Here is a 22,536-nt window from a genome sequence, read left to right on the forward strand (position 1 = left end):
CCTTACGGGCCTCAGACTCACCATTGAAGGGATTCAACCGAACGATCGGTCGGTAGGGAGCCCGATGACGGCAGTGACTGCGGACACAACCGCGGCAACGACGCAGCAGGAGCAGTTCGACGCTGCCGTGGCCGCCGACGAGCGCATCGAGCCGCGCGACTGGATGCCCGATGAGTACCGGGCCTCGCTGATCCGCCAGATGGCGCAGCACGCGCACTCGGAGATCATCGGCATGCAGCCCGAGGCGAACTGGATCACCCGTGCGCCTTCGCTGCGGCGCAAGGCGATCCTGATGGCCAAGGTGCAGGACGAAGCAGGCCACGGCCTGTATCTGTACAGCGCGACGGAGACCCTCGGGGTGGGCCGTGACGAGCTACTCGACAAGCTCCACTCCGGCCGCCAGAAGTATTCGTCGATCTTCAACTACCCCACGCTGACCTGGGCCGATGTCGGTGCGATCGGCTGGCTGGTGGATGGCGCGGCGATCACGAACCAGGTCCCGCTCTGCCGCTGCTCCTACGGCCCCTACGCACGCGCGATGGTCCGTGTCTGCAAGGAGGAGTCGTTCCACCAGCGCCAGGGGTACGAGCTGCTGCTGGCCCTTTCGCAGGGCACTCCGGCGCAGCACGAGATGGCGCAGGACGCGGTGAACCGCTGGTGGTGGCCTTCGCTGATGATGTTCGGCCCCCCGGACGACGAGTCGGCGCACTCGGCGAAGTCCATGGAGTGGAAGATCAAGCGGCACTCCAACGACGAGCTCCGGCAGCGCTTCGTGGACATCTGCGTCCCACAGGCCGAGGCACTGGGCCTGAGCCTCCCCGATCCCCAGCTCCGGTGGAACGAGGCGCGGGGGCAGCACGACTTCGGCCCCATCGACTGGGACGAGTTCTGGCAGGTCCTGAAGGGTGACGGGCCGTGCAACGAACAGCGCATCTCCCAGCGCCGCCGGGCCCATGAGGAAGGTGCCTGGGTCCGTGAGGCAGCTGCGGCGTACGCCGCGAAGAAGGAGGCGACGGCATGAGCAGCTCGACCGACTGGCCACTGTGGGAGGTGTTCGTGCGCTCGCGCCGCGGGCTCTCGCACACCCACGCCGGCAGCCTCCACGCCCCGGACGCGGAGATGGCGCTGCGCAATGCCCGCGATCTCTACACCCGGCGCAGTGAGGGCGTCTCCATCTGGGTGGTGCCTTCCGCGGCGATCACCGCTTCCTCGCCGGACGAGAAGGACCCCTTCTTCGAGCCCGCCGCCGACAAGCCCTACCGGCATCCCACCTTCTATGAGATCCCCGAAGGGGTGAAGCACCTGTGACGGCCGCACTCGCACTCGGCGACGACGCCCTCGTGCTCTCCCAGCGGCTCGGGGAATGGGCAGGCCACGCCCCGGTCCTCGAGGAGGAGGTCGCGCTGGCCAACATCGCGCTCGACCTGCTCGGACAGGCCCGGACACTGCTGTCCCTCGCGGGCGACGAGGACGAGCTGGCGTATCTGCGCGAGGAGCGGGCCTTCCGCAACCTCCAGCTGGTCGAACAGCCGAACGGCGACTTCGCGCACACCATCGCCCGCCAGCTGTACTTCTCCACCTTCCAGCGGCTGCTCTTCACCGAGCTGGCCGCGGGACAGAGCGAATTCGAGGGGCTCGCGGCCAAGGCGGTCAAGGAGGTGGCGTACCACCAGGACCATGCCGAGCAGTGGACCCTGCGCCTTGGCGACGGCACCGAGGAGAGCCATGAGCGGATGCAGCGGGCGTGCGATGCACTGTGGCGGTTCACCGGGGAGATGTTCCAGCCGGTCGAGGGCCTGGAGGTGGACTGGGAGTCACTGCGTGCGCGGTGGCTGGAGTCGGTCACGGCCGTGCTCGGGCGGGCCACGCTGACCGTGCCGGACACGGCGGACACCGGAGCCTGGTCGGCCGGTGCCGGCCGGCAGGGTCTGCACACCGAGTCGTTCGGGCGGATGCTGGCCGAGATGCAGCATCTGCACCGCAGTCACCCGGGGGCGTCATGGTGACCGACACCGCGCTGGAGACCGAGCTGCGCAGGCTCGCGGGGTCCGTGCCCGACCCGGAGCTGCCCGTGCTCACCCTGGAGGAGCTGGGTGTGCTCCGGGGCCTGCAGATCCTCGGGCCGGGTCGGGTCGAGGTGGAGCTGACCCCCACCTACACGGGCTGCCCCGCCATCGAGGCGATGTCCTCGGACATCGAGCAGGTGCTCCACGACCACGGCGTCGCCGAGGTGTCGGTGGTCAAGGTGCTCTCCCCCGCCTGGTCGACGGATGACATCAGCCCCGAGGGGCGGCGCAAGCTGGCGGAGTTCGGGATAGCGCCGCCGCGCCACGGTGCGGCCGCGGGGCCGGTGCCGGTCACGCTCACCGTGCGCTGTCCGCATTGCGGGTCCATGGACACGGAGCTCCTCAGTCGCTTCTCCTCCACAGCCTGCAAGGCGCTGCGCCGCTGCACAGCCTGTCGCGAACCGTTCGACCACTTCAAGGAGTTGTAGATGTTCCATCCGCTCCGGGTCACCGAGGTCGAGCGGCTCACGGACGACTCGGTGGCCGTCACCCTCGCGGTCCCCGCCGAGCTCCACGACGCCTTCCGGCACACCCCCGGCCAGCACATCACCGTCCGCCGTACGGGGGCGAACGGCGAGGAGATCCGACGTACGTACTCGATCTGCGCCCCGGCCGCCCCGACCGGCGGCGCACCGGTGCTGCGAGTGGGCATCCGCCTTGTCGACGGCGGGGAGTTCTCCACCTTCGCCCTCAAGGAACTCGCCGTGGGACACACGGTCGAGGTCATGCAGCCGATGGGCCGGTTCGTGCTGGCACCCCGCCCCGGGCACTTCGCGGCCATCGTCGGCGGCAGCGGGATCACTCCCGTGCTGTCGATAGCGGCGACGCTGCTGGAGCGGGAGCCGGAGGCCCGGTTCTGCCTGATCCGCAGCGACCGGACGGCGGCCTCGACCATGTTCCTGGAGGAGGTGGCCGACCTCAAGGACCGCTATCCCGAGCGGCTTCAGCTCGTCACCGTGCTGTCGCGGGAAGAGCAGCAGGCGGGGCTGCCGTCCGGTCGGCTCGACCAGGAGCGGCTGACCGGTCTGCTGCCCTCGCTGCTTCCGGTGGCGGAGGTGGACGGCTGGTTCCTGTGCGGCCCGTTGGGGCTGGTCCAGGGCGCCGAGCGGGCGCTGCGCGATCTTGATGTGCAGCGGACTCGTATCCACGAGGAGATATTCCATGTGGACGAGGTCCCCGCACCTGTTCCCGCTGCGGCGCCTGCGGGCGCCACACTGAGCGCGACGCTGGACGGCCGCTCGGGCAAGTGGCCTGTGCAGGAAGGGGAGTCGCTGCTGGAGACGGTGCTGCGAGCCCGTTCCGACGCTCCGTACGCCTGCAAGGGCGGCGTCTGTGGGACCTGCAGGGCGTTCCTGGTGTCCGGTGAGGTGCGTATGGACCGCAACTTCGCGCTGGAGCAGGACGAGACGGAAGCGGGCTATGTGCTGGCCTGCCAGTCGCATCCCATGACCTCCGAGGTGGAGCTGGACTTCGACCGCTGAGCCAACGGGTGGGCTGGCGGCGGTCGCCGGCCCCGCCCGCGGCATTCCCTTCCGCGTCGGGCTGCTCTATCTTGACGGTCCGTCAGATCTGATGGGTCGGACGGATACAGCGGCCCGGTGCGCGGAGGGACGGGACAGTGGACTTCACCTTCAGCGAGGAGCAGCAAGCCGCCGTCGAGGCGGCCAGGGCCGTCTTCTCGAGCGTGGCTCCTGACGCGGCGCCGAGCCCGGCGCTCACCCCGGGCGCGGTGGCGGAGGAGTTCGACAGGCTGCTGTGGGCCAGACTGGCGGGAGCCGATCTGCTGAGTCTGGTGCTCGCTCCGCAGTACGGCGGAGCGGGCCTCGATCCACTCGCGCTCTGTCTGGTGCTGCGCGAGTCGGCGAAGGTGCTGGCGCGGGTGCCCCTGCTGGAGACCAGCGCGGTCGCCATGGCCGTGGAGCGTTTCGGCGGCCCGGCGCTGAGTGCCGAGCTGCTGCCCCGGGTCGGCCGCGGGGAGCTGGTGCTGACGGTGGGGGCCAACGGCCGCACCGGTCACGATCCCGCCGAGCTCGGCGTCCGGGCCCGCGAGGACGGCGGCGCCTGGATCCTCGACGGAGTGCAGACCGGGGTGCCCTGGGCTTACTGCGCCGACCTGATCGCGATCCCGGCGCACACCGACGACGGGGGAGCGGTCCTCGCCCTGGTGCCCCGCGGGCAGGAGGGACTGTCACTCACCGAGCAGTTCTCCACCAGCGGAGAGCTCTTCGCCGAAGTCTGCCTCGACCATGCGCGGGTCGGCGGTGAGACGCTGATCCGGTCGGAAGGTGCCTGGGAATGGCTGCGCGGGCTGCTCGCCACCGGCACGTGTGCACTGGCCCTGGGGCTCGGTGAGCGGGTGCTGTCGATGACCAGCGAGTACACCGGGAAGCGCGAGCAGTTCGGGTTCCCTGTCGCGACCTTCCAGGCCGTGGCTGTCCAAGCCGCCGACCGGTACATCGACCTGCGGGCGATGGAGGCGACCCTCTGGCAGGCCGCCTGGCGGATCAGCAGCGAAGCGAGCGGTGCACTGCCCGCTTCCGGTGATATCGCGGTGGCGAAGATCTGGGCCTCCGAGGGCGTCCGCCGCGTCGTCCAGACCGCGCAGCACCTCCACGGCGGTTTCGGCGCCGACACCGACTACCCGCTCCACCGCTACCACGCCTGGGCCAAGCAGCTTGAGCTGACCCTCGGCCCGGCCGCGGCCCATGAGGAGGCATTGGGCGATCTGCTGGCGGCCCACCCGCTCGGCTGAGCTGAGAGATCGGGCCCGCGCTACAGCACGAACGCCGGGCTGCCGTCCTCGGTGACCATCGGACGACCGGCGGACTGCCAGGCGAGCATTCCGCCGTCGATGTTCACGGCATCGATGCCCTGCTGGACCAGATACTGGGTGACCTGAGCGGAGCGTCCGCCCACCCGGCACATCACATGGGCCCGGCGGCCATCGGCCACGGCCTCGGTGACCTCACCGAAGCGGGCCACGAAGTCGCTCATCGGGATGTGCAGGGCCCCCTCGACATGGCCGGCCACCCACTCGTCGCCTTCCCGGACATCGACCACCAGACCGTCGGCCGGCACGGACGCGGCTTCGATCGAGGGCAGCGGGGCGAAATTCATGGGTAAGGGCCTTCTCTCGTACCTACAGGGACGTCCCCGGGAAACCTACTGCACCATGCCGGCCAGCTCGGCTTCCCGCTGCGAGACCTGTGCCAGCAGCTGTTCGGCGATCTCGTCGAGCAGCCGGTCAGGGTCGTCCGGAGCCATCCTCAGCATCGCGCCGATCGCGCTGTCCTCCAGCTCCTTCGCGATCACCGTCAGCAGCTCCTTGCGCTGCGACAGCCATTCGAGGCGGGCGTAAAGCTCCTCGCTCTCCGCGATCGGCGAGGCCTCCGGCACCGGTCCGGCGTCCCACTCCCGAAGCAGCTCACCCAGCTCGGCCTCGTCCCCACGGCCATAGGCGGCGTTCACCCGAGTGATGAACGCCTCTCTGCGGGCCCGCTCCTTGTCCTCCTGCGCCAGATCCGGGTGGGCCTTGCGGGCGAGCTCCCGGTACAGCTTGCGCGCCTCGTCACTGGGCCGCACCCGCTTCGGCGGCTGCACCGACTGGTGGTCGGTCAGCATCGCGGCAGCCTCCGGCGAGAGCCCGTCCGAGTCGATCCAGTCATGGAAGAGCTCGTCGACCCCGGGCATCGGAAGCACCATGGCCCGCGCCTCCTGCGCCCTGCGCAGATCCCCCGGGTCGCCGGTACGGGCCGCGTGAGCCTCCGCGATCTGGGCGTCGAGCTCGTCGAGCCGTGTGTACATCGGCCCGAGCTTCTGGTGGTGCAGCCTGGAGAAGTTCTCCACCTCGACCCGGAAGGTCTCCACCGCGATCTCGAACTCGATCAGCGCCTGCTCGGCGGCACGCACCGCGCGCTCCAGCCGCGCCTCTGGTCGCTCACCACCAGCCGCCGTCTGGGCCGACGGGTCAGCCGACGGGTCACCGGGCACGGTCCGCGCGCCATCGGCGCCGTGCTCATCCACGCTGCTCTGCTCGTCCACGCGATGGTCGCCTTGCTCGTCGTCGGCCGGGATCGTCGGCATCCCGGGAGGGTCCTCGGTCACCCGCCCAGCGTATGGCAGACCTCAGCCCGTCCGGCCCAAGGCCGTGTTTCGCACCCCCGCCTCTGACGCCGTGGGCCGACCCGCAAAGATCGCCCGGGCAGGGCATGGCGGCGCAGCACGGCCAGCGTGCGACCGGTCACACGCCCAGCTCCGCGGCTATCCGCCCGCTGCGCACCGCGGCCGTCAGATCGGCGTGGTCCGCCTCCGTGCGGTCCGCGTAGAGCACGGCGAAGGCGGCCACCGCCTCGTCCAGCTCCTCGTTCTTCCCGCAGTACCCGGCGAGCAGTCGCGGATCGGCACTGTGGGCGTGGGCCCGGGCCAGCAACGCGCCCGTCATCCGGGCATAGTCGTCCACCTGGTCGGCCGCGAGGGCGGCCGGGTCCACGCTGCCCTTGCGGTTCCTGAACTGCCGCACCTGGAAGGGCCTGCCGTCGACCGTCGTCCAGCCCAGCAGGATGTCGCTGACCACCTGCATGCGCTTCTGGCCCTGCACCACCCGCTGCCCCTCGTGCACCGGCTCGGGCAGCTTGAAGCCCGCGGCCTCCAGATGCGGCAGCAGCGCCGAGGCACGCGCCTCCTTGACCTGGAGCACCAGCGGCTCGCCCCGGTGGTCGATCAGCAGCACCACATAGGACCGGGTCCCCACACTGCCGGTGCCCACGACCCGGAACGCCACATCGTGGATCGCGTACCGGGCCAGCAGCGGCAGCCGGTCCTCCGAGAGCGTCCGCAGATACTCCCCGAGCGACGCCGCGACGGCACTCGCCTCCCCGTCCGGCACCCGGCGCAGCACGGGCGGTGCGTCGACGAAGTGACGGGCACCGTCAGGGCCTGTGGTCGTCGCCTTCGCCGCGAACCGCGCACTGGTGTTGCTCCTGGCCCGCTCCGAGACGCGCTCCAGGGTGCCCACCAGATCGCGGGCGTCGGTGTGCGAGACCAGTTCCTCGTCCGCGATCGCGTTCCACGCGTCCAGCACGGGCAGCCTGGCGAGCAGTCGCATGGTCCGCCGATACGCCCCGGCCACGTCGAACGCGGCCTTGCGGCAGGTGTCCTCGTCGGCACCGGCCTCACGGCCGGCGAGGACGATGGAGGCGGCGAGCCGCTTGAGGTCCCATTCCCAGGGGCCTGTGACGGTCTCGTCGAAGTCGTTCAGATCGATGACCAGGCGTCCCCGCGCATCGCCGTACAGCCCGAAATTCGCCGCGTGCGCATCGCCGCAGATCTGCGCCGCGATACCGGTGACCGGGGTCGCTGCCAGATCGTGGGCCATCAGTCCCGCCGCACCGCGCAGAAACGCGAAGGGTGTCGCGGCCATCCGCCCCACCCGGATCGGGGCGAGCTGGGCCACCCGCCCGCGGCTGGACTCCTCGACGGCCCGCACCGCGTCCGGCCGCCCCGCGGTGATGATCAGGGTGTCGTGCGACGAGCGCGGGATCCTGTCCCGCAGCGCCTTACCCGCCTGCTTGGCGGTCTCCCGCCCACCGCCTCCTGACCGCACGAAACCGGACACGTCCGGGATCCGCACCCCTCCGGGAGCCGGCCGCTGCACCGGTACCACCGCTTCGATCTCACCCATGGCGGGACCGCCTCCCCCGTCGTCGTACACCAGCGAGTCACCAGCGACTCAACAGCACCTGAACGTCGACCCCGCCTCGATGACCGGCGTCGATGACCTAGAAGGTACCGGCGCGCCAGACGGCCGTCTCCCCCTGTGGACAACCGGCTGTGGACAACCCGGGTCACGGTGGCTCCGCGGCATGAACGCCTGCTCAGCAGCCCCCGTCGACACCGGCGCCACCGGGCAGATGGGCGTCCGCCCACCGCCCCAGCTCCTTCAGAGCGGGTCCAAGCGCGGCCCCTGCCTCCGTGAGCCGGTACGAGACCCTCAGCGGCGGCCCTTCGTCCACCTCGCGCACGGTCAGCCCCGCGGCGCCCAGCTCGGTCAGCCGGTCCGACAGCATGCGCTCGCTGATGCCCGGGATCGCCCTGCGCAGCTCGACGAAGTACACGGGCCCCTGCATCAGCACGGACACGATGGGGCCGGTCCAGCGCTTGCCGAGCAGTCCGAAGACACGCGTGATCGACCCGTCGACCTGCTCGCACGCCGCCGCACACGCGTCGCTGCTGTGATCCGCCATGCCATCAGGGTACTGCCCACTCGTGCGGGGGTGAAAAAAAGTAAGCGAGTATGTTATTCATAGTTACGCACGGAACTTATCGGCACCGTCCGTGCCCTTCGAAGTCTTGCCCCACCCCCTTGTCTGTCGTTGCCGTCTTTGGAGAAACGTCATGGCCACGCTGCTGCACCTTGATTCCGCCCTCTTCCCGCAGGGCTCCGCGTCCCGCGACGTCACCGCCGCGTTCGTGAAGTCCTGGCTGGAGGCCCACCCGGAGGGCAAGGTCGTCTACCGCGACCTGGCAGCGCACCCGCTGCCCCATCTGGATGCCGGCGCCGTGTCCGCGGGGGTCGAGCACCCGCTGCGCGCCGAGCTCGCCGCCGAGCTCGCCGAGGCGGACGCCGTGCTGATCGGCGCCCCGATGTACAACTTCACGATCCCGTCCACGCTGAAGGCCTGGCTGGACCAGGTGATCATCGTGGGCCACAACGCGGGAGTGCCCGACGGCCCTGTGGCGGGCACCCCGGTCACCGTGGTCGCCAGCCGGGGCGGCTCCTACGCGCCCGGCACCCCGCGCCAGGACTTCGAGTTCGTTCAGAACTACCTGGAGAAGGTGTTCACGGGGATGCTCGGCGCGACAGTCGACTTCATCGTCCCCGAGATGACGCTGGCGCCGGTCAAGCCGGAGATGGCCCAGTTCATACCGATCGCCGAGGCATCCCGGGCCCAGGCCCTCGACCAGGCCTCCCAGAAGGCCAGGGACCTGGCCCAGCGCCTAGCCGTCTAGGCCGGACCGGGCTGCGCCGCGAACACCCCAGCCCGGAACGCCAACCCCTCAGAACCCCACCGCGCAGAACCGCACCGCGCAGAAGCCCACCGCGCAGAACCCCACCGCGCAGAACCCGGCCGGGCGCGGGCGCCGAAGGCTAAAGCCCGGCGTCCCGCGCCAGGAGGGCCGCCTGCACGCGGTTCTCGCACTCCAGCTTCGCCAGGATCCGGCTCACATACGTCTTCACGGTGGCCTCGCTCATATGCAGCCTGCGCCCCGCCTCCGCATTGGAGAGCCCCTCACCGAGCAGCGCGAGCACCTCCTGCTCACGGGCACTCAGCCCCGCCACCCGCACCCTGGCCCGCTCACCCCGCGCCGCGGCCCGCCCGGAGGCGAGCTGGTCCACCACATGCCGTGTCGCACCGGGCGAGAGGTAGGCGTCGCCCGCGACGGCCGCGCGCACGGCCCGGATCAGCTCCGCGGGTGCGGTGTCCTTGAGCAGGAACCCGGCACCCCCCTGCTCCAGCGCCCGCAGCACGTTCTCGCGCTCGCCGAAGGTCGTCAGCACGACGACCCTGGTGTTCGGCGCCACCCTGCGCAGTTCGGAGAGTGCGGTCAGACCGTCCATGACCGGCATCTGGATGTCGAGCAGCATCACATCCGCGGCGTGCGTCCGTGCCAGCTCCACGGCCTCACGGCCGTTCGCCCCCTCCGCCACCACTTCGATGTCCGGGTCGGAGGTGAGGATCATCCGGATCCCGGCGCGGATCAGCGGCTCATCGTCGACGATCACCACTCTGATCGGCGTCCCCTGGGACCGGGTCACAGCGTCTCCCCCCGTGCTCACAGCAGTGCAGGCAGCCGGCTAGCGCTTGGCCTCGTACGCCCGCTTCTCCACCAGCTTGCCGTCCTTGAAGCAGAACCGGAAAACCGGTTCGGTCTCCATGCTCTCCCCCGTCTGGGAGGACATGAGCACAAGACAGGACGAGCCGGACGGCCGCTTCGGCCCGGTGCCCTGGAGCCCCATCGTCGCGAAGGTGTCGCCGTCCGGGAGCTGGTTGCGTACGGCCTCCTCCGACATCCCCACGTCGACGGCGTCGTACTCCTCGGGGTCGATCATCCCCTTGTCCAGCGACCCCATAAGGAAGAAGGCTCCGAAGAGGCTCGCCACCACCAGCACCGCGACGGCGGCCACGGCGATCCCGCACCCGATCGCCACCCCGCTGGTTCTGCCCCGGCCCCCGATCCTGCCACCCATGGCCAACTCCCTCTCCGTGACGGTCCAGTCCATGACCGGGACACCGTTGCTGAGAGGGACCGGCGGCTGCTGCCCCCGAAAGCCTTCCACCGTACCGACGATCGGCGCGGCTTCCACCACGCCGTAAGGCAGCACCCCCGCCACCCGGAAGCCGCCGCCGCCGAGCGGCCCCGCGTGCACCATTCCGCCGACCAGCCGGGCCCGTTCGTGCAGCCCGGTCAGTCCCTGGCCGCCGCTGACGACCTCCCCCACGGCGTCCACGGCATCCGTAGCGGGGGCGTTGGCGATCTCCACCACGAACGAGTCCGGCTCATAGCGCAGTTCCACGGCGATCGACGCACCGGGAGCGTGCTTGAAGGCATTGGTCAGCGCCTCCTGGACGATGCGGTACGCGGCGTGGTCCGCCGCCGCAGCGAGCGGTCTTGTCTCGCCCAGTTGCCGCAGCTCCACCTCGTAGCCGGAGCCCACCGCGGAGCCGGGACCCGCCGCCCGAGCCGACTCGACCAGCTCCGCGATACCGGCCGTCCCCCGCGCGGCCCGTCCGGACTCGTCGGTCGCGGGCGCGGACGCCTCGATCCCGTCCCGCAGAATTCCCACGACCTCGCGCAGTTCGTGCATGGCGGTCACCGAGGCGTCCCGCAGCACCCCGACGGCCTCCCGCTGCCGGTCGGTGAGCTCACGGTCCACCTCGAGCGCCCCGGTGTGCACGGCGATGAGCGCGAGCTGGTGCCCCAGGCTGTCGTGCATGTCCTGGGCGATCCGCTGCCGCTCCTTCAGCCGCGCCTGCCCTGCCACCATCTCCCGCTCGCGCAGCAGTCGGACATTGCGGTCCTGGAGGGTTTGCAGCAAGGTCCTGCGCTGGAACCAGTAGCGGCTGGCCAGGCCCGGCACGACCGTCGTCGCCAGGAAGAGCAGGGTCGTCAGCAGCACCATGGTCAGCAGGTAGCTCTTCGTCCAGCCGCCCTCGGCGAGGGTCACGCCCAGACAGAGCAGATAGGCACCGGTGAACGCGGCGAGTGCGCGGCCCGCCCCCGGGATCCGCCGTCCGGCGGACCAGCCCACGATCGCCATCAGCGGGAGGAAGCCGTCGATGACCGGGGTCAACCCGGACACCACGACCAGCCCGCTCACCGGCAGACGGCGCCGCAGCAGCGACAGGACGACAGCCGCGCCCCCTCCGCCGTACACCTCGCCGGCGGACTGCCCCACCAGATCTCCGAGGCACACCACGAGCAGCCCCAGGGTGAACGCGAGAACGGCTTCCCCCGCGATCCTGCGCCGGGACCACTGTCCGGGCTGGGCGAACCAGCGCCAGCCCACGGCTATCGGGGACCGCACCCCGGAAGGTATCCGGGCCGCCCAGGATTTCGTTGACGCGTCCACGCCCGAACCCTAGTCGCCGGTATTCGCGCCCCGCGGCCCACTTTCGTCGCTGCCCCGTTCAACCTTGGTCGCACTCCGACCGATCAGATCCCCACCCGGGAGCCTGAGGTGTCCACTGGCCGCCGGCTCCGTACGACGGGGGCGCCCCTGGACTCGACGTCCCAGACCCAGCCGTCATCGCGCGAGGTGAGGGAGACCGCTGACAGAGCGGGCACGTCCAGATGCCAGAAGGCGGTCGCCGGTACGGACATCGCGTTGACGAGCAGGGCGCGGACGACGGCCGGTTCGGCGATGACCAGGGTGTGCGCGTCAGGGGCGCCGGAGCGAGGAGCGGACGGCAGGCCGCGCAGCCAGGGCAGCGTCCGCCGGCACAGCTGCCGCACGGACTCGCCCCCTGGCGGCGTGGCGTCCGGGTCCGTGAACCATGCGCTGAGCCCGTAGGGATCGGCATCGGCGATATCGCCGATGGTGCGCCCGCGCCAGGTGCCGTGGTCGAGGTCGCGCAAGGCGGGTTCGGGTACCGACTCCGCCTCCAGACCGAGCGCGGCGGCGGCCTGCGCACAGCGCGTCGAAGGGCCGCGGATGACCGCCTCGTACGGGGGCAGCACTGCTCCGCCGATGTCTCCTGGGTCCAGGGGACCGTCGCCGAGGACGGTGTTCCTGGTGGCCCTCCCGGCCGTGGCGTACAGCGTCAGACGAACCGTCATGGAACTGCCTCCTTGGTCAGGTGACCAGCCGAGCCGGCCGGGTGGCGGCGTGCACCAGGTACTCCAGCGGTCCGCGCCGGAACCGGCGCGTCCAGGCCATGGCGAACAGCATGGTCACCACGCTGAAGCAGAGCAGGAGCAGCAGGGCCGCGGAGTTCGAGAACTCGTCGAGATCGTCGATACCCAGCGCCCAGATGGCGATGATATGACCGACATATGCGGTCAGAGCGATGGAGCCGACCGCCGCGACGGGGGCGGACAGGCGCCTGAAGTACGCGGACCGGTCCGCGCCTATGAAGCAGACGGCCATGATCACGAGAGCGAGTCCGGTGCTCCCCAGAATCGACCAAGTCGTCTGGCTGTGCGGTGCCCCCACCAGCAGCCAGTACGGAGTGAGGGCGACGGGATCGCCGACGGTGTCGGACCACCACGCCGAGGAGGCCGAACCACCGTCGGTCGCCGCTGCCACGGCGGACTGCGCACCCGGGACCAGGTGCAGAGCCAGCCAGGAGCCCCCGTACCCGAGCACGGTCAGCGCGCACCCGGTAACGGCGATCTTTGGGATCACCCCACGCCTGGTGAGGTCGAGTTTCGCCACGGCCATGCCCGCGAGAATGAAGGGAAGCCAGGTCAGTACGGGGTACTCGCCGTCGACGAACAGCTCGATGAAGCCGTCGGAGCCGGTGATCCGGGCCAGCGGATCGATGGCGATCACGGTGTCCGCCCAGCTACCGCCGTCGACCACGGCCGCCAGCAGATACCGGACCGGCGGCATGACGAGCGCGGTCAACGCGGCGATGACGGCCAAGGCGCCCGCGGAGAGTCGGTACAACGGCAGGGCGAGGACGAAGAGCATCCCGTAGGCGGCGAGGATCACATCGATCGGTGTGTCCAGGGCGGTCAGGGCGAACCCCATCACGATCAGCACCGCGGACCGGATGAGCACCCGCACCACGGCCTGCCGCCCGGCACGCCCGGTCCTCGACTCCGGCCGACCGGTGAGGATGACCAGGGAGAACCCGGCCAGCACGGCGAACAGGGTGGCGGGTCGGCCGCGCGCCATCTCCAGCGCCCAGCCCTGCACACCTCCCATGGCCGGATCGGGACCCAGATGGGCCGTGAACATCCCGAGGACCGCGAGCCCACGGGCCACGTCGAGACCGATCAGCCGCCCCGTGGAGGACACCCCGCGGGAAGTGGCGCGCTCCGTCCCCGCCCCGGGCTCCTCCCGGGACAAAACGGCCTCCGCTTCCCGCTGCGCCATACGCCTCACGGTCCCCGACCGGCCCCGCACACAACCATCCGGCGACCGTCCGGACCACCCCCGCCACCTGGCTGCCCCACCCCCGCCGCCCGGCGGCCCACCGGCGTGGCCGTCCGCGTGACACGCCGGACCACCGCACGACCCAGGACCACCGCCGAGCCGCAAGCCGGACCACCAGAGCACCCGGACCACCAGAGCACCCGGACCACCACAGCACCGCCCGACCACAGCAGTGCAGACTCGGCACCCCGACCACCACAGCGACCGCGGATCACAGGCACCCGGATCACCGCGGCGCCGGCGGATCACCGCAGCGCCGCCGCCACCAGTCCGCGGATCTCCTGCTCGGACACCCCGCCACCGCCCACCAGGCGGTCGAAGACCAGTCCGTCCACGCACGTCAGCAGAGTGACGGCGCGTGCCGCCGCGTCAGCGAGGCCTTGCGCCGCGAGGAAATCGTGCACGACCTGCCTCCCCGCGTTCTCGCGCGGTACGAGGATCTCCCGCAGTTCGGGTTGGTGGACGCTCTCGATGGCGCACGCGTAACGCGCGAGGGAGCGCCGGCGCCCCTCCCCGGTGAGCCGCTGTTCGACGAGGGCGGCGATCCCGGCCACCAGTTCGTCGGCGCTCCGCGGGACGGGGGTCCGGCTGCCGGCTTCCTGGAGTTCCGCCTGGTCGAGCGCGACCAGGCGCCGGACCAGTGCGGTGAGCAGCGCCTGGCGGGTGCGGTAGTAGGCGGACGTGGTGCCGGGCGGCAGTTTCGCCGCCCGGTCCACCGCACGGTGGGTCAGTCCTCGTATCCCGGCTTCGGCGAGCACGCCGATGGCGGTGTCGGCGAGGAGGGTACGTCGATCGTCAGGCACCCCTCCTTTCTACACCTGTAGAGAGCAGCGTTACTCTCCTTCTACATCCGTAGAAGGAGAGTGCAGGCATGAGCGGAAGTGCCGTCGTGGTCGGGGGAGGCATCGGCGGGCTGGCCACAGCCGTGGGCCTGCGCCGGATCGGCTGGGAGGTGACGGTCCTCGAACGCGCTCCCGTCCTGGCCGACGTGGGCGGAGGCATCTCCCTCCACGCCAACGGAATCCGGGCCCTGGAAGCCCTCGGCGTCGGCGCAGCGGCCCGCACGGCCGCCCGGCCCCAGTACACCGGGGGCACCCGCACTCCCGGCGGCAGCTGGCTGACCCGGTTGGACGGGGCCGCACTCGAGCGGGCTCTCGGTGCGCCGGTCGTCGGCATCCGCTGGGCCGCGCTGCACCGCCTGCTGCGCGAGGCGCTGCCTTCCGAGTGCCTGGTCATCGGCACCGAAGTGGCCGCCCTCGACTCCTCGATCCCGGGCCGGGTGCGGGTGCCGGTCGGGGACAGCGCCCTGGAGGCGGACCTGGTGGTGGTGGCCGACGGAGTGCACAGCCGACTTCGCGGGCGACTCTTCCCCGACCACCCCGGCCCGGTCTACAGCGGATCGACGGTGCTGCGAGGCCTCACCGAACATCCGGTGCCGCTGGCCTCCGACCTCGAACTGACCTGGGGCAAAGGCGCCGAGTTCGGACACATCACCTTCGCCGACGGCCGTGCCGAGTGGCACGCGGTGATCAAGGCACCGCCCGGCATACGCCATGCCGACACCCTTGCCGCGATGCGCAGCCGGTTCGGCCACTGGCACGACCCGATCCCCGCACTGCTGGACGCGACCCTGCCGGACGCCGTCCTGCACCACGACATCCATGAACTGGCAACCCCCTTGCCCGCGTTCACCGCAGGCCGGGTCGTGCTTCTCGGTGACGCGGCACACGCCATGACCCCGAACCTCGGCCAGGGCGCCAGCCAGGCCCTGGAGGACGCGGTCACCCTGGCCGCCGCACTCGCCACCGAGCCCACGGTCGAGTCGGCACTGGCCCGTTACGACGCCGAGCGCCGCCCACGCAGCCAGTCGGTTGCCCGGGCCGCGCGCCAGGCCGGCCGGTTGGGACCGCTGCTGACCCACCCCCTCGCCATGGCACTGCGCAACACGGCCGTCCGGCTGGCACCGTCCGGCGCGACGATCCGGGCCGTCCTGCGGTTCGCCGACTGGACACCGCCGAGCCTGGGCTGACAGCACCCGCCGCACCTTCGACGCGTGTCAAAGAACGAGAACGCGACATCGATCCCGCCTCGCCGAAGCGGCTGCCAGGGAACCCGCCGCCGCGGCGCGTTCATGAGGGGGTCGAGGGCGCGAACAGACAGGTCGGGTGGGCGGCGCAGCAGGTGGGTGTGAGGTATCTCCCCGGACGCACGGCCGGGGGCGATCGACTTCGTCCTCATCCGCGATCGGCACGCCATGGTCCGACCCAGGGAGGGGAGCCGACCGAGAGGGCAAAGCAAAACGGTCGGCATCGTGATCACGATGCCGACCGCTTCATCTGTGCGCGAGGGGGGAGTTGAACCCCCACGCCCTTTCGGGCACTGGAACCTGAATCCAGCGCGTCTGCCTATTCCGCCACCCGCGCATTGGGTGTTGCCGCCTCACCCTCACCTGTCCGGTGCGAGCGCCTTGCGACATGCAGAACATTAGCACGCTGCCCAGGGTCCCCTCACATGCGTTTGTTTCGGCCCCCACCGGTCGAGGAGACGAAGGAAGGAAGAGCGGTGAGACACGAGAGAGCAGGGAGAGACAGGCAGACGGAGAGTGGTCGGGCGGGGGCAGCCGGTGCGCGGGCCGCACGGGAGGGTTTGCCACCTCACACCCGGGGAGCTTCGCGGGTGCGGGACACTGTGAGGAGGCCGCCTCTACGATCCGTGTGACGGTCCGTGTGAGAGGTGACACTCATCGACGGGGCAGACAAGGGGAACCAGCCGATTCCCCCACGCGTGGATACGATCAGTAAGCAGTACCAGGACGGCAACGACGGAGGAGGTGCCCCATGGGAGTCCTGAAGCGTTTCGAGCAGCGACTCGAAGGCCTGGTCAACGGCACCTTCGCCAAGGTCTTCAAGTCAGAGGTACAGCCCGTCGAGATCGCGGGCGCCCTCCAGCGTGAGTGCGACAACAACGCCACGATCTGGAACCGCGAGCGGACTGTCGTCCCCAATGACTTCATCGTGGAGCTGAGCGCGCCCGACTTCGAGCGCCTCAGCCCGTACTCGGGCCAGCTCGGCGACGAGCTCTCCAGCATGGTCCGGGACTACGCCAAGCAGCAGCGGTACACCTTCATGGGGCCGATCAAGGTCCATCTGGAGAAGGCCGACGACCTCGACACCGGTCTGTACCGGGTCCGCAGCCGTACGCTCGCGTCGAGTACGTCACAGTCGCCCGACCGCAGCCCCGCTGGTGGGCCCGTCGGCAGCCCCCAGGGCTTTTCCACAGGCGCCCCGCAGGGCGGGGGTTACGGTTACCCTCCTTCTGCGGCACCTCCCATGCCGTCGGCACCGCCGGCCGGGGCAAACCGGCCGGGCCCAGCGCCCGGACGCCCGGTGGGATCAGTGCCGGGTGCCCAGGTGCGCCGCTGGATCGAGATCAACGGCAATCGCCACCAGATCTCCCGCCCGACGCTGGTGCTGGGCCGCAGCACCGACGCGGACGTGCGGATCGACGACCCCGGCGTTTCCCGCCGCCACTGTGAGATCCGGACCGGCACGCCCTCGACGATCCAGGATCTCGGGTCCACCAACGGCATCGTGGTGGACGGGCAGCACACCACCCGCGCTACGCTCCGCGACGGCTCGCGGATCGTCGTGGGCAACACCACCATCGTTTACCGGCAAGCCGAAGGGTGAAGCGGGGGCAATGTCAGAGCTGACCCTGACGGTCATGCGGCTGGGTTTCCTGGCCGTTCTGTGGCTGTTCGTGATCGTGGCCGTCCAGGTCATCCGCAGCGACCTGTTCGGTACGCGCGTCACCCAGCGCGGCGCGCGCCGGGGCGCTGAAGCGCGCCCGCAGCAGACCGGGCGCCAGCAGCCCGCCGCGCCCCCACAGCAGCGCCAGCAGCAGGCCACCCGCCAGCGCCGCGGGGCGCCGACCAAGCTGGTGGTCTCCGAGGGCAGCCTCACGGGCACCACCGTCGCGCTCCAGGGGCAGACCATCAGCCTGGGCCGGGCCCACGACTCGACCATCGTGCTGGACGACGACTACGCGTCGAGCCGGCATGCCAGGATCTATCCCGACCGTGACGGACAGTGGATCGTCGAGGACCTGGGGTCGACCAACGGCACCTACCTCGACCGGGCCCGCCTCACCACCCCGACCCCGATTCCGCTGGGCGCGCCGATCCGTATCGGCAAGACCGTCATCGAGCTGCGGAAGTAGTACGACAATGAGCGAGCGGAGCGAGCGAACCGCTGCGGTCCCCACCGGGACCGCAGCGGTACCGGCACTGGGCCGGGCCCGGCGGCTCCCGACCGGAGGGTGGGCAGTGTGGCTCGAGACCGGCTGTACCCCGAAGCAGCGTCGACAGGGCAGGTGCGCATGAGTCTGTCACTGCGCTTCGCCGCCGGATCGCACAAGGGCATGATCCGTGAGGGCAACGAGGACTCCGGTTACGCCGGCCCGCGCCTGCTCGCCATCGCCGACGGCATGGGCGGCCAGGCCGCCGGTGAGGTCGCCTCGTCCGAGGTGATCTCGACGCTGGTGCAGCTCGACGACGACGTCCCGGGCTCCGACATCCTCACCTCGCTCGGCACCGCCGTGCAGCGGGCCAACGACCAGCTGCGTGCCATGGTCGAGGAGGACCCCCAGCTCGAAGGCATGGGGACCACCCTCACCGCGCTCCTGTGGACCGGCCAGCGCCTCGGGCTCGTACACGTCGGCGACTCCCGCGCGTATCTGCTCCGCGACGGGGTGCTGACCCAGATCACCCAGGACCACACCTGGGTGCAGCGCCTCGTGGACGAGGGCCGTATCACCGAGGAAGAGGCCACCACCCACCCGCAGCGCTCCCTGCTGATGCGCGCTCTGGGCAGCGGCGACCATGTGGAGCCCGATCTCTCCATCCGCGAGGTCAGGGCCGGCGACCGCTACCTCATCTGCTCGGACGGACTGTCCGGCGTCGTCTCCCACCAGACGATGGAGGACACCCTCGCCAGCTACCAGGGCCCGCAGGAGACCGTCCAGGACCTGATCCAGCTGGCGCTGCGCGGCGGCGGCCCCGACAACATCACCGTGATCATCGCGGACGTCCTCGACGTCGACGGCGGTGACACCCTCGCGGGCCAGCTCACCGACACCCCCGTCATCGTCGGCGCGGTCGCCGAGAACCAGATGCCGCTCGGCGACAACGGCGCCATGCAGACCCCCGCGGGACGCGCCTCCGGCCTCGGCCGCCCCGTCCCGCCGCCCGCCGGCGGCTTCGGCCCCCCCGGCAGCGGCGACGACGCGGGCTACGGCGGAATGCCGCCGGAGGGCAGCTTCGGTTCCTACGCCGACGACGACTTCGCCAAGCCGCGCTCCGGCCGCAAGTGGCTCAAGAGATCCCTGTACGGCACGCTGGCGCTCGCCGTGCTCGGCGGCGGTCTGTACGGCGCCTGGCGCTGGACCCAGACCCAGTACTACGTCGGCAGCAACGGCCAGCACATCGCGCTGTACCGCGGCATCAGCCAGGACCTCGGCTGGGTCTCGCTCTCCGATGTGGAGAAGGACCACCCCGAGATCGAACTCAAGTACCTGCCGCCCTACCAGCAGAAGCAGGTCAAGGAGACCATCGCCGAGAGCAGCCTCGGATCCGCGCGCAACAAGATCGTCGAGCTCTCCACCCAGGCGACCGCCTGCAAGAAGGACGAGCAGCGCCAATCCGCGGCGGACCGTACGCCCAGTACACCTCCCGGCGAGGGGCAGGCCGGTGGCACCACCGGCACCCAGCCCTCCAACCAGTCCGCCCAGACCAAGCCGAACGCAGCCGCTCCCTCTCCGGGCCCCACCCTCTCGGAGGAGGAGCAGAAGCTCGCCACGAACTGCGGCAAGCAGTGAGCGGTACAGCGGTAGACCCGTAGGGGGCCCTTCTCCACCATGAGCGTTGTCACCAACACGACCACCATCGGCGCGATCGAACTGCCGAGCCGCCGCAACACCGAGCTGATGCTGCTCGGCTTCGCCGTCGCGATCCCGGTGTTCGCATACGCCAATGTGGGCCTCGCGCTCACCGGCAAGCTCCCCGCGGGCATGCTCGGATACGGGATCGGCCTCGCGCTGCTCGCCGGCGTCGCGCATCTCGTGGTGCGCAAGTTCGCCAAGTACGCCGACCCGCTGATGCTGCCGCTGGCGACACTGCTCAACGGCCTCGGCCTGGTGCTGATCTGGCGCCTCGACCAGTCACCCCGGCTGAACGCGCTGCCCAGCTTCTCCCCGCAGGCCACCAACCAGCTGATGTACTCGGCGCTGGGCGTCGCGCTCTTCGTCGGCGTACTGGTGCTGCTGAAGGACCACCGCGTCCTCCAGCGCTACACCTACATCTCGATGGCGGCGTCGCTCGTCCTGCTGCTGCTGCCGCTCGTCCCGGGCCTCGGCACGGATGTGTTCGGCGCCAAGATCTGGATCCGGGTCGGTGGCTTCTCCATCCAGCCCGGTGAGTTCGCGAAGATCGTCATCGCGGTCTTCTTCTCCGGCTACCTCATGGTGAAGCGGGACGCACTCGCGCTAGCGAGTCGCCGCTTCATGGGGCTCTACCTGCCGCGCGGCCGGGACCTCGGGCCCATCCTCACCATCTGGGCGATGAGCCTGCTCGTCCTGGTCTTCGAGAACGACCTCGGCACCTCGCTGCTGTTCTTCGGCATGTTCGTGATCATGCTGTACGTGGCCACCGAGCGCACCAGCTGGATCGTCATGGGTCTGCTGATGTCGGCCGGCGGCGCGGTCCTGGTCTCCCAGTTCGCCACTCACGTCCAGTCCCGGGTCGCCGCGTGGCTCGACCCCTTCGAGTGCCTGAAGACGGCACCGCCGAACAGCAACATGGCCTACGCCTGTGACCAGATGACCGAGGTGCTGATGTCCTTCGGCTCGGGCGGCACTCTCGGCACCGGTCTCGGGCAGGGCGACTCCGACCTCATCCTGTTCGCCGCCAACTCCGACTTCATCTTCGCCACAGTCGGCGAGGAGCTCGGACTGGCCGGGGTGATGGCCTTCCTGCTGCTCTACGGTCTGATCATCGAGCGCGGCGTGCGCACCGCCCTCGCCGCCCGGGACCCCTTCGGCAAGCTGTTCGCGATCGGCCTGACCGGAGCCTTCGCGCTCCAGGTCTTCGTGGTCGCCGGCGGTGTGATGGGCCTCATCCCGCTGACCGGTATGACCATGCCGTTCCTCGCGGCGGGCGGCTCGTCCGTGATCGCCAACTGGGCACTGATCGGCATCCTGATCCGGATCAGCGACACAGCGCGGCGTCCCGCGCCCGCTCCCGCCCCGAACCCCGACGCCGAGATGACCCAGGTGGTCCGACCGTGAACAAGCCCCTGCGCCGGATCGCGATCTTCTGCGGCCTCCTCGTCCTCGCGCTGCTGATCCGGGACAACTGGCTCCAGTACGTCCGGTCCGAAGAGCTCAGTAGTCACAAGAGCAACACGCGTGTCCAGATCGAGCGCTATGGCTCCGAGAGCGGCAACATCATTGTCGACGGCAAGCCGATCACCGGCTCCAAGCTGACCGATGACACCTACTTCAAGTACAAGCGCACCTACCTCGACGGTCCGATGTGGGCTCCCGTCACCGGCTATGCCTCGCAGGCCTTCGGCTCCTCCCAGCTCGAGAACCTCGAGGACGAGATCCTCAGCGGCAACGACGACCGGCTCTTCTTCGACCGCACCATGGCGATGTTCACGGGCGACAAGAAGCAGGGCGGCAATGTCGTCACCACGCTGAACGGCAAGGCCCAGAAGGCGGCATTCGAGGGCCTGGGGGACAAGACAGGCGCGGTCGCGGCCATCGACCCCCGTACCGGCAAGATCCTGGCACTCGCGTCGACGCCCTCGTACGACCCCTCCTCCTTCGCCGGCCGTCAGAACGCGGACGGCAAAGCCTGGCAGAAGCTGAACGCCGACAAGGCCAAGCCGATGCTGAACCGCGCGCTGCGCGAGACCTACCCGCCCGGCTCCACCTTCAAGGTCGTCACAGCCGCCGCGGCACTGGAGCACGGCGTCGTCAAGAACATCGACGATCCGACCGACACTCCCGAGCCGTACCTGATTCCGCTCTCGCGCACGCCGATGAAGAACCAGCACGGCGGCTGCGAGAAGGCCAGCCTGAACGACGCTTTGAAGGTCTCCTGCAACTCCGTCTTCGCCAATCTCGGCGACAAGGTCGGCCGGGACAACATGGTCGAGACGGCACAGAAGTTCGGCTTCAACGACCCGAAGATCTTTACCCCGGTGCGTGCATCGGCCTCCGTCTACAACACGAACATGGACCGCGGTGGCAACGCCCAGTCGGCGATCGGCCAGTTCGACACCAGGGCCACCCCCCTCCAGATGGCCATGGTCACCGCGGCGATCGCCAACGACGGCAAGCTGATGAAGCCGTACATGATCGACCAGCTGGAGGCGCCCAACCTGGACGTGCTCGAGCGGACCGATCCGGAGGAGATGAGCCAGCCGCTCTCGGAGGAGAACGCGCAGCTCCTCCAGCAGATGATGGAGAACGTCGTCGAGAAGGGCACCGGTTCGAACGCCAAGATCGACGGTGTCACGGTCGGCGGCAAGACCGGCACCGCCCAGCACGGAGAGAACAACAAGGAACGTCCCTACGCCTGGTTCATCTCCTACGCCAAGACCGACCAGGGCTCCCCGGTCGCCGTGGCCGTGGTGGTCGAGGACAGCTCGGGCACGTCACGTGACGACATCAGCGGCGGCGGACTCGCCGCCCCCATCGCCAAGAAGGTGATGGAGGCGGTGCTCAACGGGAAGCAGTGACGCATGT

Annotated in this window: 22 protein-coding genes and 1 tRNA gene; 13 read left to right on the plus strand and 10 right to left on the minus strand. The window is 70.1% G+C overall.

What is annotated here, in order from left to right:
* Window positions 1–64 precede the first annotated feature (64 nt).
* The 6 genes from paaA to ACFV6V_RS03620 all read left to right on the plus strand — a co-directional run bounded on the left by paaA (window position 65) and on the right by ACFV6V_RS03620 (window position 4,818).
* On the plus strand, window positions 65–1,021 hold the full coding sequence (paaA, locus tag ACFV6V_RS03595; protein ID WP_385558499.1) for a 1,2-phenylacetyl-CoA epoxidase subunit PaaA: 957 nt from the start codon (window positions 65–67) through the stop codon (window positions 1,019–1,021).
* The gene (paaB, locus tag ACFV6V_RS03600; RefSeq protein WP_267241764.1) at window positions 1,018–1,308 is read left to right on the plus strand and encodes a 1,2-phenylacetyl-CoA epoxidase subunit PaaB; all 291 of its coding nucleotides are present in this window, start codon (window positions 1,018–1,020) and stop codon (window positions 1,306–1,308) included. The genes paaA and paaB overlap by 4 nt, the downstream gene beginning before the upstream one ends.
* The gene (gene paaC, locus ACFV6V_RS03605) at window positions 1,305–2,006 is read left to right on the plus strand and encodes a 1,2-phenylacetyl-CoA epoxidase subunit PaaC (protein WP_385558503.1); all 702 of its coding nucleotides are present in this window, start codon (window positions 1,305–1,307) and stop codon (window positions 2,004–2,006) included. The genes paaB and paaC overlap by 4 nt, the downstream gene beginning before the upstream one ends.
* On the plus strand, window positions 2,000–2,494 hold the full coding sequence (gene paaD / locus ACFV6V_RS03610; protein WP_385558506.1) for a 1,2-phenylacetyl-CoA epoxidase subunit PaaD: 495 nt from the start codon (window positions 2,000–2,002) through the stop codon (window positions 2,492–2,494). Before paaC ends, paaD begins: the two co-directional genes overlap by 7 nt.
* Window positions 2,495–3,547 carry a 2Fe-2S iron-sulfur cluster-binding protein gene (locus ACFV6V_RS03615; protein WP_385558509.1) on the plus strand — a complete coding sequence of 351 codons (1,053 nt, stop codon included), beginning with the start codon at window positions 2,495–2,497 and terminating at the stop codon, window positions 3,545–3,547. It begins immediately after the preceding gene.
* A 137-nt stretch (window positions 3,548–3,684) separates the two neighbouring features.
* Entirely contained in the window at window positions 3,685–4,818 is a 1,134-nt protein-coding gene (locus ACFV6V_RS03620; protein ID WP_385558512.1) for an acyl-CoA dehydrogenase family protein, read from the plus strand.
* A 20-nt stretch (window positions 4,819–4,838) separates the two neighbouring features.
* Here ACFV6V_RS03620 and ACFV6V_RS03625 read toward each other — a convergent pair whose 3' ends face one another.
* The 4 genes from ACFV6V_RS03625 to ACFV6V_RS03640 all read right to left on the minus strand — a co-directional run bounded on the left by ACFV6V_RS03625 (window position 4,839) and on the right by ACFV6V_RS03640 (window position 8,308).
* Window positions 4,839–5,183 carry a rhodanese-like domain-containing protein gene (locus ACFV6V_RS03625; RefSeq protein ID WP_385558515.1) on the minus strand — a complete coding sequence of 115 codons (345 nt, stop codon included), beginning with the start codon at window positions 5,181–5,183 and terminating at the stop codon, window positions 4,839–4,841.
* 45 nt (window positions 5,184–5,228) lie between these two features.
* Complete coding sequence (locus ACFV6V_RS03630) at window positions 5,229–6,170, minus strand: J domain-containing protein (protein ID WP_385558518.1); 942 nt, start codon at window positions 6,168–6,170, stop codon at window positions 5,229–5,231.
* 136 nt (window positions 6,171–6,306) lie between these two features.
* Entirely contained in the window at window positions 6,307–7,746 is a 1,440-nt protein-coding gene (locus ACFV6V_RS03635) for a DUF2252 domain-containing protein (protein WP_385558521.1), read from the minus strand.
* Window positions 7,747–7,939: 193 nt separating this feature from the next.
* Window positions 7,940–8,308: a winged helix-turn-helix transcriptional regulator gene (locus tag ACFV6V_RS03640; RefSeq protein WP_385558524.1), complete on the minus strand. Its 369-nt coding sequence runs from the start codon at window positions 8,306–8,308 to the stop codon at window positions 7,940–7,942.
* Window positions 8,309–8,459: 151 nt separating this feature from the next.
* Between ACFV6V_RS03640 and ACFV6V_RS03645 the strand changes: the two genes are divergently transcribed.
* Complete coding sequence (locus ACFV6V_RS03645) at window positions 8,460–9,074, plus strand: FMN-dependent NADH-azoreductase (protein ID WP_385558527.1); 615 nt, start codon at window positions 8,460–8,462, stop codon at window positions 9,072–9,074.
* A gap of 139 nt (window positions 9,075–9,213) precedes the next feature.
* On the opposite strand, the gene ACFV6V_RS03650 is transcribed toward ACFV6V_RS03645, so the two are convergent.
* The 5 genes from ACFV6V_RS03650 to ACFV6V_RS03670 all read right to left on the minus strand — a co-directional run bounded on the left by ACFV6V_RS03650 (window position 9,214) and on the right by ACFV6V_RS03670 (window position 14,531).
* Window positions 9,214–9,882 carry a response regulator gene (locus ACFV6V_RS03650; RefSeq protein WP_385558530.1) on the minus strand — a complete coding sequence of 223 codons (669 nt, stop codon included), beginning with the start codon at window positions 9,880–9,882 and terminating at the stop codon, window positions 9,214–9,216.
* 39 nt (window positions 9,883–9,921) lie between these two features.
* The gene (locus ACFV6V_RS03655) at window positions 9,922–11,640 is read right to left on the minus strand and encodes a sensor histidine kinase (RefSeq protein WP_385558881.1); all 1,719 of its coding nucleotides are present in this window, start codon (window positions 11,638–11,640) and stop codon (window positions 9,922–9,924) included.
* 140 nt (window positions 11,641–11,780) lie between these two features.
* Complete coding sequence (locus ACFV6V_RS03660; protein WP_385558533.1) at window positions 11,781–12,404, minus strand: histidine phosphatase family protein; 624 nt, start codon at window positions 12,402–12,404, stop codon at window positions 11,781–11,783.
* Window positions 12,405–12,420: 16 nt separating this feature from the next.
* Window positions 12,421–13,668: a DUF418 domain-containing protein gene (locus tag ACFV6V_RS03665; RefSeq protein WP_385558536.1), complete on the minus strand. Its 1,248-nt coding sequence runs from the start codon at window positions 13,666–13,668 to the stop codon at window positions 12,421–12,423.
* A gap of 305 nt (window positions 13,669–13,973) precedes the next feature.
* Window positions 13,974–14,531, minus strand: a complete 558-nt coding sequence (locus ACFV6V_RS03670) for a TetR/AcrR family transcriptional regulator (RefSeq protein WP_385558539.1) — start codon at window positions 14,529–14,531, stop codon at window positions 13,974–13,976.
* Between the two features lie 68 nt (window positions 14,532–14,599).
* Between ACFV6V_RS03670 and ACFV6V_RS03675 the strand changes: the two genes are divergently transcribed.
* On the plus strand, window positions 14,600–15,757 hold the full coding sequence (locus ACFV6V_RS03675) for an FAD-dependent monooxygenase (protein ID WP_385558542.1): 1,158 nt from the start codon (window positions 14,600–14,602) through the stop codon (window positions 15,755–15,757).
* Window positions 15,758–16,067: 310 nt separating this feature from the next.
* Here the strand turns inward: ACFV6V_RS03675 and ACFV6V_RS03680 are convergent.
* Window positions 16,068–16,151: transfer RNA gene (locus tag ACFV6V_RS03680), tRNA-Leu, on the minus strand.
* 414 nt (window positions 16,152–16,565) lie between these two features.
* Here ACFV6V_RS03680 and ACFV6V_RS03685 point away from each other — a divergent pair.
* The 5 genes from ACFV6V_RS03685 (at window position 16,566) to ACFV6V_RS03705 (ending at window position 22,529) form a co-directional block, all read left to right on the plus strand.
* Complete coding sequence (locus ACFV6V_RS03685) at window positions 16,566–17,417, plus strand: FhaA domain-containing protein (protein ID WP_385558545.1); 852 nt, start codon at window positions 16,566–16,568, stop codon at window positions 17,415–17,417.
* 10 nt (window positions 17,418–17,427) lie between these two features.
* Entirely contained in the window at window positions 17,428–17,946 is a 519-nt protein-coding gene (locus tag ACFV6V_RS03690; protein WP_361281117.1) for an FHA domain-containing protein, read from the plus strand.
* Between the two features lie 159 nt (window positions 17,947–18,105).
* Window positions 18,106–19,602, plus strand: a complete 1,497-nt coding sequence (locus ACFV6V_RS03695) for a Stp1/IreP family PP2C-type Ser/Thr phosphatase (protein WP_385558548.1) — start codon at window positions 18,106–18,108, stop codon at window positions 19,600–19,602.
* A 39-nt stretch (window positions 19,603–19,641) separates the two neighbouring features.
* The gene (locus ACFV6V_RS03700; protein WP_385558551.1) at window positions 19,642–21,069 is read left to right on the plus strand and encodes an FtsW/RodA/SpoVE family cell cycle protein; all 1,428 of its coding nucleotides are present in this window, start codon (window positions 19,642–19,644) and stop codon (window positions 21,067–21,069) included.
* Window positions 21,066–22,529, plus strand: a complete 1,464-nt coding sequence (locus tag ACFV6V_RS03705) for a peptidoglycan D,D-transpeptidase FtsI family protein (RefSeq protein WP_385558554.1) — start codon at window positions 21,066–21,068, stop codon at window positions 22,527–22,529. The genes ACFV6V_RS03700 and ACFV6V_RS03705 overlap by 4 nt, the downstream gene beginning before the upstream one ends.
* Window positions 22,530–22,536 lie beyond the last annotated feature (7 nt).

Origin of the sequence: Streptomyces sp. NPDC059828 (assembly GCF_042731955.1) — a bacterium.
GTDB lineage: Bacteria > Actinomycetota > Actinomycetes > Streptomycetales > Streptomycetaceae > Streptomyces.

Bases quoted from the DNA above. Each gene is read 5' to 3' on its own strand.
- ACFV6V_RS03700 (WP_385558551.1), top strand. From the start codon at position 19,642: ATGAGCGTTGTCACCAACACGACCACCATCGGCGCGATCGAACTGCCG.
- ACFV6V_RS03675 (WP_385558542.1), top strand. From the start codon at position 14,600: ATGAGCGGAAGTGCCGTCGTGGTCGGGGGAGGCATCGGCGGGCTGGCC.
- ACFV6V_RS03685 (WP_385558545.1), top strand. From the start codon at position 16,566: ATGGGAGTCCTGAAGCGTTTCGAGCAGCGACTCGAAGGCCTGGTCAAC.
- paaD (WP_385558506.1), top strand. From the start codon at position 2,000: ATGGTGACCGACACCGCGCTGGAGACCGAGCTGCGCAGGCTCGCGGGG.
- paaA (WP_385558499.1), top strand. From the start codon at position 65: ATGACGGCAGTGACTGCGGACACAACCGCGGCAACGACGCAGCAGGAG.
- ACFV6V_RS03645 (WP_385558527.1), top strand. From the start codon at position 8,460: ATGGCCACGCTGCTGCACCTTGATTCCGCCCTCTTCCCGCAGGGCTCC.
- ACFV6V_RS03660 (WP_385558533.1), bottom strand. From the start codon at position 12,404: ATGACGGTTCGTCTGACGCTGTACGCCACGGCCGGGAGGGCCACCAGG.
- ACFV6V_RS03615 (WP_385558509.1), top strand. From the start codon at position 2,495: ATGTTCCATCCGCTCCGGGTCACCGAGGTCGAGCGGCTCACGGACGAC.
- ACFV6V_RS03640 (WP_385558524.1), bottom strand. From the start codon at position 8,308: ATGGCGGATCACAGCAGCGACGCGTGTGCGGCGGCGTGCGAGCAGGTC.
- ACFV6V_RS03635 (WP_385558521.1), bottom strand. From the start codon at position 7,746: ATGGGTGAGATCGAAGCGGTGGTACCGGTGCAGCGGCCGGCTCCCGGA.
- paaB (WP_267241764.1), top strand. From the start codon at position 1,018: ATGAGCAGCTCGACCGACTGGCCACTGTGGGAGGTGTTCGTGCGCTCG.
- ACFV6V_RS03625 (WP_385558515.1), bottom strand. From the start codon at position 5,183: ATGAATTTCGCCCCGCTGCCCTCGATCGAAGCCGCGTCCGTGCCGGCC.
- ACFV6V_RS03690 (WP_361281117.1), top strand. From the start codon at position 17,428: ATGTCAGAGCTGACCCTGACGGTCATGCGGCTGGGTTTCCTGGCCGTT.
- ACFV6V_RS03665 (WP_385558536.1), bottom strand. From the start codon at position 13,668: ATGGCGCAGCGGGAAGCGGAGGCCGTTTTGTCCCGGGAGGAGCCCGGG.
- ACFV6V_RS03695 (WP_385558548.1), top strand. From the start codon at position 18,106: ATGAGTCTGTCACTGCGCTTCGCCGCCGGATCGCACAAGGGCATGATC.